Source organism: Streptomyces nymphaeiformis, from assembly GCF_014203895.1.
GTDB lineage: Bacteria > Actinomycetota > Actinomycetes > Streptomycetales > Streptomycetaceae > Streptomyces > Streptomyces nymphaeiformis.
In genome coordinates, this window is the sequence record NZ_JACHJY010000002.1 from 781,291 (window position 1) to 793,723 (window position 12,433).

The window sequence follows — 12,433 nt, forward strand, 5'->3', positions numbered from 1 at the left end:
GAGCCCCCACTTCCCCGCAAGAGAACCCCTCCATGGATGGGAGACCCTGCCATGACCGATGAGGTCCGACCGCAGCGACGGAGCATCCTCAAGTTCGGTGGTGCGTTCGCACTCGCACCTCTGGTCACTCAGCTGACCGACTGGACGCCGGCCGGACAAGCCGCGGCCGCGACGGCCCCCACGGCCGCGGTCCTCCAGTGGCCGACCCTCTCCCGTACGGCGCTGAAGTATCCCGTCCCTGCCCTGGACTGGCAGTCACAGGCCCTGCCGATCGGCAACGGCCGACTGGGCGCCATGCTCTTCGCCGACCCCGACCAGGAGCGCATCCAGTTCAACGAGCAGAGCCTGTGGGGCGGGGTCAACGACTACGACAACGCCCTCGCGGGCAAGCCGGACAGCGATTTCGACACGGGCATGACCGGCTTCGGCTCCTACCGGAACTTCGGTGACGCCGTGGTCACCTTCCACGCCCGCCCGCAGGTCACGGCGCCCGGAGGCCCGTACCGGACCTCCTCCACGGAGGGCGTCGACAAGACGTACGACGGCACGCCGAGCACCAAGTGGTGCATCGAGGGACCGGGCGCGAAGGTGCAGTGGCAGGTCGAGCTGCCCGACCCCGTCGCGGTCGCGACCTACCGTCTGACGAGCGCCAACGACGTTCCGGAGCGCGACCCGCAGGAGTGGACGCTGTCCGGCTCCTCCGACGGCGCCACCTGGACCACGCTGGACAGCCGCACTCTTGCGGCACCTTTCGAGAGCCGCTTCCAGACGAAGGAATTCACCTGTGGCGGCACCGGGGCCTACCGCTTCTACCGCTTCGACTTCGTCCCCAAGGCCGGAGTCAGCCACTTCCAGGTGAGCGAGATAGCCCTGCCCGGAGTCGACCTCGTCGGGGGAGGCGCGATGTACCTGTCCTCGCCGAGCGGACACTCCGAGGGATCGGGCGCCGAGGCAGGGGCGCAGGACATCTCGCGTTCGGTGGACGCCGATCCCGCCACCGTCTGGCGGGTGGAGGGAGGCGCACCCGCGGTCGTCTGGCAGGCGGACCTGCCCCGCGCGGCCGTCGTCACGTCGTACGCGCTGACGGCGGCCCCGGACCGCTCGCAGGACGACCCCCGGAGGTGGGTGTTCGAGGCGTCGCAGGACGGGCAGGTCTGGGTGACCCTCGACGCCCAGAACCCGGGAGCGTCCTTCGCCGGCCGCGGTGAGACCCGGACCTACCGGATCACCAACACCACGGCCTACCGCACCTACCGGATCACCTTCACCCCCGGCAAGGCGTCCACCGGCTTCCAGATCGCGGAGGTGGCCCTGGCGGGCACGGGTCTCGACACCCGCACTCTGCGCACGTTCGTCGACTACCAGCGTGCCCTGGACTTCGCCCAGGGCCTCCATGTCACCCGCTTCGGCGCGCCGGGGCGGCGCGCCCTGCGGGAGGCCTTCGCCAGCCGGTCCGCGGACGTCATGGTCTTCCGGTACACCTCGGACGCCGACCGGGGGCTGTCCGGCGTGATCTCCCTGACGTCCGGACAAGAGGGGGCTCCGACCACCGTCGACGCCACCGCAGGGAGGATCGCCTTCCGCGGCGTCATGGGCAACGGCCTCAAGCACGCGTGCGCCCTCCACGTCGCGCACGCGGACGGAGAGGTGCGCGCGGAGGGGGCGACGCTCCGGTTCAGCGGCTGTACGAGCCTGACTCTGCTGCTCGACGCCCGCACCGACTACAAGCTCGACGCCGCCGCAGGATGGCGCGGAGTCGATCCGGAACCGGTCGTCGCGAGGACGCTCGACGCGGCGGCCGCCCGGTCCTACGACGAGTTGCGCGAGGAGCACATCGCCGGGACGCGGGCCCTCATGAACCGTGTCTCCGTCGACTGGGGCACCACAGGTGACGCCGTCGTCGCCCTCCCCACCCCCGTCCGGCTCGCTCGGTACGCGGCAGGCGGGCAGGACCCGACCCTCGAACAGACGATGTTCGACCTCGGGCGTTACCTGCTGATCAGCTCCTCGCGCCCGGGAGGGCTGCCCGCCAACCTCCAGGGGCTCTGGAACGACAGCAACGCGCCGGCGTGGGCCTCCGACTACCACACCAACATCAACGTGCAGATGAACTACTGGGGAGCCGAGACGACGAACCTGCCGGAGTGCCACGAGGCGCTCGTCGGGTTCGTCCGGCAGGTGGCGGTCCCCAGCCGCGTGGCGACCCGCAACGCCTTCGGCGCGGACTCCCGGGGGTGGACCGCCCGTACCAGCCAGAGCGTCTTCGGCGGCAACGCGTGGGAGTGGAACACCGTCGCGAGCGCCTGGTACGCGCAACACCTGTACGAGCATTGGGCGTTCACCCAGGACATGGTCTACCTCCGCACCGTCGCCCACCCGATGATCAAGGAGATCTGCACGTTCTGGGAGGGGCACCTCGAAGAACGCGAGGACGGCTTCCTCGTCGCGCCGAACGGCTGGTCCCCCGAGCACGGGCCGCGCGAGGACGGGGTCATGTACGACCAGCAGATCATCTGGGACCTGTTCCAGAACTACCTCGACTGCGAGGCGGTACTCGGCGCGGACCCCGCCTACCGGGCCAAGGTCGCGGACATGCAGGCGCGCCTCGCGCCGAACAGGATCGGACGGTGGGGGCAGTTGCAGGAGTGGCAGGAGGACATCGACAGCCCCACCGACACCCACCGTCACACCTCACACCTCTTCGCGGTCTACCCGGGCCGGCAGATCACCACGAGGACGCCGGACCTCGCGGCCGCCGCCCTGGTCTCGCTCAAGGCGAGGTGCGGGGAGCGGGACGGCGTCCCGTTCACGGCCGCCACGGTGACGGGCGACAGCCGCCGCTCGTGGACCTGGCCCTGGCGGGCGGCCCTCTTCGCCCGCCTCGGCGACGGGCACCGCGCCGGGATCATGCTGCGCGGACTGCTGACGTTCAACACGCTGCCCAACCTGTTCTGCAACCATCCGCCCTTCCAGATGGACGGCAACTTCGGCATCTCGGGCGCCGTGGCGGAGATGCTCCTGCAGAGCCACGACGGCGTCATCCGGCTGCTGCCCGCACTGCCGGACGAATGGAAGGCCAAGGGGTCCTTCAGGGGCCTGCGCGCCCGCGGCGGCTACGAGGTCAGCTGCGAATGGCGGGACGGGAAGGTCACGTCCTACCGGATCGTGGCCGACCGGGCGCCCACGCAGGCGACCGTCGCCGTGCGGGTGAACGGCGTCGACAAGAACGTGAAGCCGGCCAAGCGCTGACGGCGGGAACCGGGAAGGACACTGCCGCCGAGGGGACGACCGGCTCCGTCGGCGGCAGGGCCTGGCCCTGCGTGTCGCCCGGAGCGGACCGGCGCCGAGCGTCTTCGCTCACGTGCTCACGGCGGGTCCGATCTCGAGGCCGGTGATCGCGAAGCGGCACGGACCGTCGCCCTCCACGGCCACCCGACCGCTCGCGCCGTTGGTCGAGGGTGACCATCCGGGCGAGACCGGCCTCGGGCGCCCCGGTGCCTGCTGCGGGTCGACGCGAAGCAGCACCCGCTGGTCGGGACCCGGATCGCGCGCCCGCGTCGCGGCCGTCCTCACGGCCTCGGTGCCCGTCCCCGGCTCCGTCCGGAGCGCGGGCTGGCCGACCTGGACCGGGACGGCGTCCGTGAGCAGCCCGACCACCTCATCGAGCAGTCCATCGAGGAGCGGGACCGCGTCAGCCGGGGCGAGGCGCCTGCGCGGTGAGTCGGTGTCCGGGTCCGCGACCGGTCCGGAAGCGCTGGTCGGGAACGGGACACCGGTGGGAGGAATCAGGGGTTTCGATACGAACGCGGCCTCGCTCCCGATAGGGCGAGCGAGAGGCGCCTGACTGGCAAAAGCCCAGGTCGGGCGCCTCTTTTTGTGCCTCTAGAAGAAGCCCAGCTTCTTCGGGGAGTAGCTGACCAGCAGGTTCTTCGTCTGCTGGCGGTACAGGCTTGGCATCTTTCTGACCAGCACGAACGTCGGTTTCTCCATGGCGATACCGGAGCGTGGACCGGATATGGTCCGGATCTTGGAGCCGCGGTGGGTGGCACGGGTGAAGAACCGAGCAGGCATCCGTCCTTTCCCGAGGTCCAGGGGCTGGCGAGGATCGTCGTGACGGCGCATCAGGATGCGTGAGCACGGCCAGGACCGAGCGCCAGCCGCCGTACGCGGAGATCTTGCGGGCACTCTTGAGGGCTATCCGGCGGGGCAGGGCGGCGTCGGTCGGGCCAGTACGGCGTCGGGCCACGGCAGGATCTCCGTCCTGCCCGCGTGTCAGGCCGTACGGCACGGCCATGGGTGACGTGGGCGAGGACGGAGCCATGAGCGACCGAGCGGTCTTGCATCGCGTGCTGTCGGTCAGCCGCCGACCACGCTGATGAGGAGACCTCCGGCCATCTCGAGGGGCTTCTGGGTGGCCTGGTGGCCCGTCTGGAGGAGGCTCTCCTGCAGGCCCTCGAAGTGCTGCCCCTCCTCCGTCCAGCCCGGCCCTCCTTGGGATCAGGCCGGGTACGTGATCGAGCCCAGCGGAGGGCAGGGGGCGAGGAGGGACGACCCGGCACTGGGGCGTTCGACGAAGGCCCGGGCCTCGGCGGCCCGCTGGCGCCGGGTGTCCGACGCGTCGGCGTGCCAGGCGTCGCGCCTGGCCCTGGGGTAGTCCCACGAGCCGTCGATGAGATCAAGGCTGGTGTTACCGGAACCGCGCTGGAACTCCGCCTTGAGGGCGGCCCGCTGGAGCGCGGTCTGGAGCGCGGCGAGGTCGACGCGGGTGGCCAGGACGCCTTGGGTGTGCGGCTCGCGGGTGGGCAGCGGGGCCTGTGGGAGCGGGGACACCCCGGTGTCGAGGCGGCCGATGTTGTCGACCATCGCGTCCTGCGCGTCCCTCACCGCGGTCCGCATCTCCTGGTGCAGCCAGAACAGTTCCTCGAAGTCGCCCTCGGTGATGCGCATGCGCTGGTACAGGGCCCGGAAGCGCGGATCCTGGTGCAGTGGGAGCACGGGGCCGGAGTGCAGCGCCACGCAGTCGTTGTAGCCGGCCGCCACTGCGGCTTCGAGGTGGGAGACCGCCCGGTCCTCCTGCCCATGCACGAGGGCCATGCCGCTGAGGTTCGCGTGAGCGCCGGCGGCGATCCACGCCCCGTCGGGTCCGAGCGCCGCGCCCCGATCCACGACGTCGTGGAGGCCCGGGGCGATGTCGACGGCCCCGTCGGTCAGGTGCGTCACGAGCAGCTCGTGAAGGCGGGCGATCAGCGAGTGGACGGTGTCGGCCATGGATCTCCTCGGTCTTGGACGGTGAAGAGCGAAGGCGGCCGCCACGTCGGTGCAGGAGCAACCCGTCGAGAGATGACGAGTGGACGGGAGGAACGGTTCCTAAGGAAACCGATGGACCGTCGCGAACGATCGACGCCACTCGCGTAACCGAGCGCCGGGCGTTCCGGTCCCGTGTCGGGATCAGTGCGCCGTCCACGATCCACAACAAGGCTCCGGTGTGTCGGCTGGGAGGGGTCCCAGCCGTTGGGCGACCCGGCACACCGGAGGTGCCCGACGACGAAGCCAGGGACGGGGCCGGCCACGTGCCAGGTGAGCTGGGCGGGGATCTGCCAACGGCCGCCCGCTCGCAGTCCATCGCGTGTCGGCATCTGAGGGCTCCGTTCGCCCGCTGGTCTGTCGGGATCGGCCGGTCCTGAACATGAACGGCTCGATACGGCCTTGATAAGTGCGTGCCGGATCCGTTGACGTCTCCCTCCGCAGGCCCTACAACACTAGACACATAGGTGACAGTGCACATAGGGGCGGTGGGTCGGTGAAGTTCGAGTACGTGCTGCTCGCTTTGATCGCGGGACGTCCGCGGAGCGGTTTCGATCTGGGGCGTTGGGTCGAGTCGGAGGGACAGTTCCTGCGGTCGCGGGCGCATCACAGCCAGATCTACCGGCTGCTCGGCCGGATGACGGCCGACGGCTGGGTGGCGTTCGACGTCGACCCGCGGGAGGGGCGGCCGGACGCGAAGGTGTACCGGCTCACCCCGCGTGGGCGTGAGGTGCTGTGGGAGTGGGTTCGTTCGCCGTACGAGCCGACCAGCCGGTTCCAAGACCCGGACTTCCTGGCCCGGTTCGCCTTCACCGCCCCGCTCGACCGGCACGCCGCGATCGCTCTGATCGACACCGAACTCGCCTACCGGCGCGCCCAGATCGCCCGCAACCGCGACCGCGACCGCACGCTTCGTTTCGAGGGCCAACCGCCCGAGATGGACCGGGAGCTGGCACAGGAGGTGTTCGACGAGCTGCACGCGTACGGCTCGTCGGCGGTCGACACCTGGGTGGACTGGCTTGAGGGCATGCGGCACCGCCTCGAACACCACCGGACGCCGGACACAGAGAGAGGGGATTCCTCCGCATGAAGGCCATCATGGTCATGTTCGACAGTCTCAACCGGCGCATGCTGCCGCCGTACGGATCCGACTGGACCCATACGCCGAACTTCGCGCGCCTCGCCGAACGGGCGGTCACGTACGACAACGCGTACGCGGGCTCCCTGCCGTGCATGCCGGCCCGCCGCGAACTGCACACCGGCCGCTACAACTTCCTGCACCGCAGCTGGGGACCGCTGGAGCCGTTCGACGACTCGATGCCGGAGCTGCTCTCGCAGAACGGCGTCTACACCCACCTCGCGAGCGACCATCCGCACTACTGGGAGGACGGCGGAGCGACGTACCACGGCCGGTACAACACCTGGGAGTTCTTCCGCGGGCAGGAGGGCGACCCGTGGAAGGGCCACGTCGCCGCCCCCGAGATGCCCGAGGGGCTGAAGCGAATGCGGACCCCTGCGTACCGCCAGGACTGGATCAACCGCTCCTACATGGCGACGGAGGACCGGCATCCGCAGACGCTGACCTTCGACGCCGGCCTGGAGTTCGTCCGCACCAACAAGGACGCCGACCGCTGGTTCGTACAGATCGAGACCTTCGACCCGCACGAGCCCTTCTTCTCCCACCAGCGGTACAAGGACCTCTACCCGCACGAGTACGACGGGCCGCACTTCGACTGGCCCGACTACAAGCGGGTGACCGAGACCGACGACCAGGTGGCGCACGCCCGCTTCGAGTACGCGGCGCTGCTGTCCATGTGCGACCGCTCGCTCGGCCGCGTCCTGGACACCATGGACGAACTGGAGCTGTGGGACGACACGCTCCTGATCGTCAACACCGACCACGGGTTCCTGCTGGGCGAGAAGGGATGGTGGGCCAAGTGGGTGCAGCCCTGGTACAACGAGCTCGTCCATCTGCCCCTGTTCGCCTGGGACCCGCGCCGCCCGGAGACGGCCGGCGAACGGCGTTCGGCGCTCGTGCAGACGATCGACCTGGCGCCCACGATCCTGGAGTACTTCGGCGTCGACCGCCCGGCCGACATGCAGGGAGTGCCACTGCCGGTCGGCGAGGACACACCCGTGCGCGAGGCGGGGCTGTTCGGCGCGCACGGCGGGCACGTCAACGTCACCGACGGCCGGTACGTGTACATGCGGGCACCCGTCTCACCCGACAACGCCCCGCTGTACGAGCACACGCTGATGCCCACCCACATGCGCGGCCGGTTCAGCCCGGCCGAGCTGGTGGACGCGGAGCTGGCCGAGCCGTTCGGCTTCACCAAGGGCGTCCGTACCCTGCGCACGCCCGGACGCAGCCTCCTCAATCCCTATCAGCACGGCACCCTCCTGTTCGACCTGGAGAGCGATCCGGAGCAGCTGGCCCCGCTGGTCGACGACGAGGTCGAGCTGCGCATGGCCTCCCTGCTGGTCGGCCTGCTGCGGGAGGGTGACGCGCCGCCGAGCCAGTTCGAGCGGCTCGGGCTGCCGGCCGACGGCCCGGTGACCGAGAAGCACCTGCTGGTGCGCGCCCAGCGCGCCCAGGCCGAGCGGGCTGCGGAGGCGCTGCCGCGTCCCGAGGAGTTCCCGGCCGGGCGGGTGTCGCTGCGGACGCCGATGCGGACGCTGATGTCCGACCCGGTCACCTCCGTCGTCCTGCGCAGGCATCTGCCCGGCCTGTTCGACTCCGAGCTCCTCCAGCTCCTCGGGCCCATGCCGCTGATCGACGTCGCGGCGGTGGCGGCCGGGGCCATGCCCCGCGACGCGCTCATGGCGGTCGCCGAGGAACTCGCCGCACTCTGAGCCACCAACGAAATGGCCGGTGACGGGGTTGCCGCCCCGTCACCAGCCGACACACCCCTTTCCCCGTGCATCTCCAGCGAAGAGACCACACACCTAGAGGAAGCGAGGCGCCATGCCCGAGCTTATCCACGATCCCTCCAGAACCGGACGGGCCCCGAACACCAGAGTTCCCGGCCGCTGGCGGCAGCTGTCGCTCCTGGGCGGCGCCATGCTCGTCGACAACACCGAGGCCGGCATGATCGGCGGCCTGTTCCCGGTGATCCGGCAGGCCCTCGGGCTTTCGCTCGGAGCTCTGGGAGTCCTGACCGCCGCCGGCAAACTGATCGGCGTGATCACCACACCGCTGTGGGTGTGGGCCGCAGAGCGCTGGTCCCGCAAGGCGGTGCTCGTCCTCTGCGCCGGCATGTGGGGCGTATGGGGCATCGCCGCGGGCTTCGCGCAGAACTTCACCCAGCTCCTGCTGTTCTCGACCCTGCTCACCGCCGGATACGCCGGAGCCCACCCGATCATCACCACCTTCGTCGGTGACCTGTTCGACAGCTTGTCCCGCGGCCGGGCCGTCGGCATGCTCTTCGGGGCGACCGCGCTGGCGTCGTCGGTCTTCGCCGCGCTCAAGGGGCAGTTGGCGGGCGTGGAAGACGGGTGGCGCTGGGGCCTGTGGGCGATCGGCACGTTCAGCATCCTCTTCGGCCTCGCGCTGTGGCGGTTCCTGCGCGACCCGGGCCGGGGCGCCTCCGAGCCGCAGCTCGCCGACCTCGACCCCGCCACCCGGAACGCCACCGGCCTGGTGAACCGACGCCAAGTCGCCTCCCTCCTGAAGATCCCCACCCTGGTGGTCCTTCTCGTCTCCCGGCTCCTCTCCGGCCACCTCCTCGTCTTCTCCTTCGCCGTCGTCTTCCTCGTCGAGGTCTACGGCTTCACCACTCAGACCGCGTCCGTCGTCCTCATGCCCCTGGGGATCGGCTACTTCGCCGGAACGATCCTCGGCGGCCTGGCCGCCGACCGGGCCGCCCGCCTCAGCCCGCGCCACGGCCTGCCCGCCGTGCTCCAGGGGGCCCAGATCCTCTTCGCCGCCCTGGCATTCCTCGGTACCCAGTTCCACTACGGCGGCATCGGGTTGTACGCGCTGTTCTTCGGCCTCATGGGGGTGGCGCAGGGCGTCAACCCGGGCATCAACCGGCCGATGATCATGGCCGTGGTCCCGCCCGAGCTGCGGCCTGCGGCCTTCACCCTCTACGTCTCCGTCTTCGAGGCGATCGCCTGGGCCCTGTTCGGGCTCGGTGCCGGCTTCCTCGGCGACGCGATCGGGCTGCGGCCCGTCTTCCTGTGGGTCCTGGTGATCCTGATGCTGGTCAACGGGGCGTTCCTGACCCTGCTGCACCGTACGTACGCCCGCGACACCGTCCGCCTGCAGGCCGAGCTCGACCAGCGGCGCGAGCAGGCCCTGTCATGAGCCAGGGACCCTTCGCGCCGGTTCAGGGCGAGGAGGCGGAACGGTACGCCCCCGGCACCCCGGCCGCCTGCTGCGCACCCGGACGGCGGCCCGGCCTCCCTGACGCACCTCTTCGGCCGCTCTCGCCACCGCGGCCACGGCACGACACCTCGGCCGTCGGGATGGTGATGCTGCCAGGAGGCGAGTTCCTCATGGGCACGGACGACGCGGAAGGCTTTCCCGGCGACGGTGAGGGACCCATCAGGAGGGTGCGGCTGAAGCCGTTCCTCATCGACACCTGTGCCGTCACCAACGACGCCTTCGCCCGGTTCGTCTTCGACACCGGTCATGTCACCGAAGCCGAGCGCTTCGGCTGGTCGTACGTGTTCGCCGGCTTTCTGCCCGCCGCGCTGCGGCGTGGTGCTCCACGCCCGGAACGCACCCCGTGGTGGTGTGGAGTGTCCGGGGCCGTCTGGAACAGGCCCGAGGGACCCGGAAGCACGCTGGAAGGGCGCGGAGACCACCCGGTCGTGCACGTCTCCTGGAACGATGCGGCCGCCTACGCGGCCTGGGCCGGCAAGCGCCTGCCGACCGAGGCCGAGTGGGAGTACGCCGCCCGCGGGGGCCTGGAGCAGAAGCGCTACCCCTGGGGCGACGAACTCGACCTGGGCGGCGCCCACCGCTGCAACATCTGGCGGGGAACCTTCCCCACCAAGAACACCGCCGCCGACGGCTTCCGCGGCACCGCGCCGGTCGACGCCTTCGAGCCGAACGGATACGGCCTGTACAACACCTCGGGCAACGTATGGGAGTGGTGCGCCGACTGGTGGACCACCGACCATCCCGCCCGGCGCCCGCCGGACGATCCGGCCGGCCCCGCCACCGGAACCGCGAAGGTCATCCGCGGCGGCTCCCACCTGTGCCACCGCTCCTACTGCAACCGCTACCGCGTCGCCGCCCGCACCGCGAACACCCCCGACAGCACCAGCGGCCACGCCGGATTCCGCTGCGCCCGCAGCGCCTGAGCACCCCGTCCCGTACGCACCGCCAGGAGACCCCATGCGCAAGAGCCGTACCTTCGGCATGCCCAGAACCCGCGTCCGTGCCCTCGCCGCCGTCCTCGCCGCGCTGACGACCACGGCCCTCGGCCTCACCACGACCGACCCCGCACACGCCGCCCCCGCCACGGGGGTCCACTACGTGGCCCTCGGCGACTCCTACTCCGCCGGCGGCGGTTCCTCGACCACCTACCTCAACGACTGCAACCAGAGCGTCAACTCGTACCCCTACCTCTACAACCAGCTCACCGCCCCCGCCAGCTTCGACTTCCAGGCGTGCGGCGCCGCGAAGACCACCGACGTCCTCGACAAGCAGCTGGCTCCGCTGGGCGACACCACCACGCTGGTCAGCATGACCATCGGAGGCAATGACATCGGTCTCGGCACGGTCATGGCCACCTGCCTGTTCGGCAGTGACAGCGCCTGCCTCGACGCCATCGCCACCGCCGAGACCACCGCACACGCCGAACTCCCCGGCAAACTCGACGCCGTCTACGACGCCATCCGCACCCGCGCCCCACAGGCTCGCGTCGTGATCCTCGGCTACCCGAGGTTCTACGACCTCGACGTCCCGGCCTGCCCCGGCATCAGCGCCACCAAGCGCACCGCGCTCAACAAGGGAGCCGACGTCCTCAACAGCGTGATCCGCGACGAGGTCGCCCAGCACAGCGGCTTCGTCTACGAAGACGTCGCCGACCGTTTCACGGGCCACCAACTGTGCGACGGCACACCCTGGCTCCATGCCCTCAACTGGCCCATCGGGCAGTCCTTCCATCCCAACGCGGCCGGCCAGTCGGGCGCCTACCTGCCCGCCCTCCAGAACGCCGCCTGAACGCGAGCGGGCCACCCGCTCCGACGCGGGCATACTGACGGCCCGGGACCCGCCTCCTGCGGGGCCCGGGCCGGTGGCCGTCAGGCCTGTGTCAGGCCAGCGGCTCGGTGTGGCGGACAAGAGCGTCGTCCGCCAGCCGCCACCACTCCTCCAACTGGCCACGGAACTGTTCCAGGCCCTCGGACGGCAGCGCGAAGACGATCTCCGCGTCGGCGAGGAGGCCCGCGACCGCTCGCCGGGCCACCTCGTCGACGCCGATCGCGAGGGGGACGTCGCCGGTCCCGAAGGGTTCGTCGGCGCGGCGGCCGAACCGTTCGGGGCGGTTGCGCTGGGAGTCCAGGATGCGGGTGTCGGCCTGGCCGGGGCACAGCAGGGTCACGCCGAAACCCTGCTCCCGCAGCTCGTGTCTCAGCCCCTGGGTCACGGCGACGATGGCCTGCTTGGTGGCGGTGTAGAGGGCGGTGAAGGAGGGGTCTGCCAGGAACGCGTGCGTGGACGCGGTGTTCATCACGTGCTTCCAGCCGGTCTGCGCACTCATCCGTGGCAGGAATGCGTGCAGGCTGTTGAGGAGCCCCTCGACGTTGACGGACGCCAGCCATCGCCAGTCGCCCAGGGAGGAGTCCTCGATGGTGCCGAAGAGCAGCACGCCGGCGTTGTTGCAGAGCAGTTCCACCGATCCGTATTCCGCGTACGCGGCCTGAGCCAGCCGCTCGACCGAATCGGGGTCGCTGACGTCGACGGCCACCGCCAGTGCCGTGCCGCCGCGCTGTCTGAGCCCGGCGGCGACGCGCTGCGCGCCCTCGTAGTCGATATCGGCGACCACGATCGCCATTCCGCGGTCGGACAGCTCGGCGCAAAGGGCCGCGCCGATCCCGCTGGCGCCGCCGGTCACGAGTGCCGTGCGGCCTTCGAGCTCTGCATGTGCGGGCATGGTCATCCTCCGGGATTCGAATG

9 protein-coding genes are annotated in these 12,433 nt (G+C 70.5%); 6 read left to right on the top strand and 3 right to left on the bottom strand.

The genetic code is table 11. The features are described from left to right. Positions 1 to 51 precede the first annotated feature (51 nt). Positions 52 to 3,249: a glycosyl hydrolase family 95 catalytic domain-containing protein gene (locus GGE06_RS09220; RefSeq protein ID WP_184930487.1), complete on the top strand. Its 3,198-nt coding sequence runs from the start codon at positions 52 to 54 to the stop codon at positions 3,247 to 3,249. Between the two features lie 108 nt (positions 3,250 to 3,357). Here the strand turns inward: GGE06_RS09220 and GGE06_RS09225 are convergent, their stop codons facing one another. Beyond that, positions 3,358 to 3,657: a hypothetical protein gene (locus tag GGE06_RS09225; protein WP_184930488.1), complete on the bottom strand. Its 300-nt coding sequence runs from the start codon at positions 3,655 to 3,657 to the stop codon at positions 3,358 to 3,360. 840 nt (positions 3,658 to 4,497) lie between these two features. After that, the gene (locus GGE06_RS09230) at positions 4,498 to 5,268 is read right to left on the bottom strand and encodes a hypothetical protein (RefSeq protein ID WP_184930489.1); all 771 of its coding nucleotides are present in this window, start codon (positions 5,266 to 5,268) and stop codon (positions 4,498 to 4,500) included. A 532-nt stretch (positions 5,269 to 5,800) separates the two neighbouring features. Between GGE06_RS09230 and GGE06_RS09235 the strand changes: the two genes are divergently transcribed. The 5 genes from GGE06_RS09235 to GGE06_RS09255 all read left to right on the top strand — a co-directional run bounded on the left by GGE06_RS09235 (position 5,801) and on the right by GGE06_RS09255 (position 11,479). After that, complete coding sequence (locus tag GGE06_RS09235) at positions 5,801 to 6,394, top strand: PadR family transcriptional regulator (RefSeq protein ID WP_181924396.1); 594 nt, start codon at positions 5,801 to 5,803, stop codon at positions 6,392 to 6,394. Beyond that, positions 6,391 to 8,157, top strand: a complete 1,767-nt coding sequence (locus GGE06_RS09240; RefSeq protein WP_184930490.1) for a sulfatase — start codon at positions 6,391 to 6,393, stop codon at positions 8,155 to 8,157. Before GGE06_RS09235 ends, GGE06_RS09240 begins: the two co-directional genes overlap by 4 nt. A 112-nt stretch (positions 8,158 to 8,269) precedes the next feature. Beyond that, on the top strand, positions 8,270 to 9,610 hold the full coding sequence (locus tag GGE06_RS09245) for an MFS transporter (protein ID WP_184930491.1): 1,341 nt from the start codon (positions 8,270 to 8,272) through the stop codon (positions 9,608 to 9,610). A gap of 161 nt (positions 9,611 to 9,771) precedes the next feature. After that, positions 9,772 to 10,614, top strand: a complete 843-nt coding sequence (locus tag GGE06_RS09250; protein WP_184930628.1) for a formylglycine-generating enzyme family protein — start codon at positions 9,772 to 9,774, stop codon at positions 10,612 to 10,614. A 34-nt stretch (positions 10,615 to 10,648) separates the two neighbouring features. Beyond that, positions 10,649 to 11,479, top strand: coding sequence for an SGNH/GDSL hydrolase family protein (locus GGE06_RS09255; protein WP_116156983.1), 831 nt, complete (start codon positions 10,649 to 10,651; stop codon positions 11,477 to 11,479). Between the two features lie 91 nt (positions 11,480 to 11,570). Here the strand turns inward: GGE06_RS09255 and GGE06_RS09260 are convergent, their stop codons facing one another. Then, entirely contained in the window at positions 11,571 to 12,410 is an 840-nt protein-coding gene (locus tag GGE06_RS09260; protein WP_184930492.1) for an SDR family NAD(P)-dependent oxidoreductase, read from the bottom strand. Between the last annotated feature and the right edge of the window lie 23 nt (positions 12,411 to 12,433).

Excerpts from the sequence above, each read along its gene's own strand:
- GGE06_RS09220 (WP_184930487.1), top strand. The coding sequence starts at position 52 with ATGACCGATGAGGTCCGACCGCAGCGACGGAGCATCCTCAAGTTCGGT.
- GGE06_RS09230 (WP_184930489.1), bottom strand. The coding sequence starts at position 5,268 with ATGGCCGACACCGTCCACTCGCTGATCGCCCGCCTTCACGAGCTGCTC.
- GGE06_RS09240 (WP_184930490.1), top strand. The coding sequence starts at position 6,391 with ATGAAGGCCATCATGGTCATGTTCGACAGTCTCAACCGGCGCATGCTG.
- GGE06_RS09245 (WP_184930491.1), top strand. The coding sequence starts at position 8,270 with ATGCCCGAGCTTATCCACGATCCCTCCAGAACCGGACGGGCCCCGAAC.
- GGE06_RS09250 (WP_184930628.1), top strand. The coding sequence starts at position 9,772 with ATGGTGATGCTGCCAGGAGGCGAGTTCCTCATGGGCACGGACGACGCG.
- GGE06_RS09255 (WP_116156983.1), top strand. The coding sequence starts at position 10,649 with ATGCGCAAGAGCCGTACCTTCGGCATGCCCAGAACCCGCGTCCGTGCC.
- GGE06_RS09260 (WP_184930492.1), bottom strand. The coding sequence starts at position 12,410 with ATGCCCGCACATGCAGAGCTCGAAGGCCGCACGGCACTCGTGACCGGC.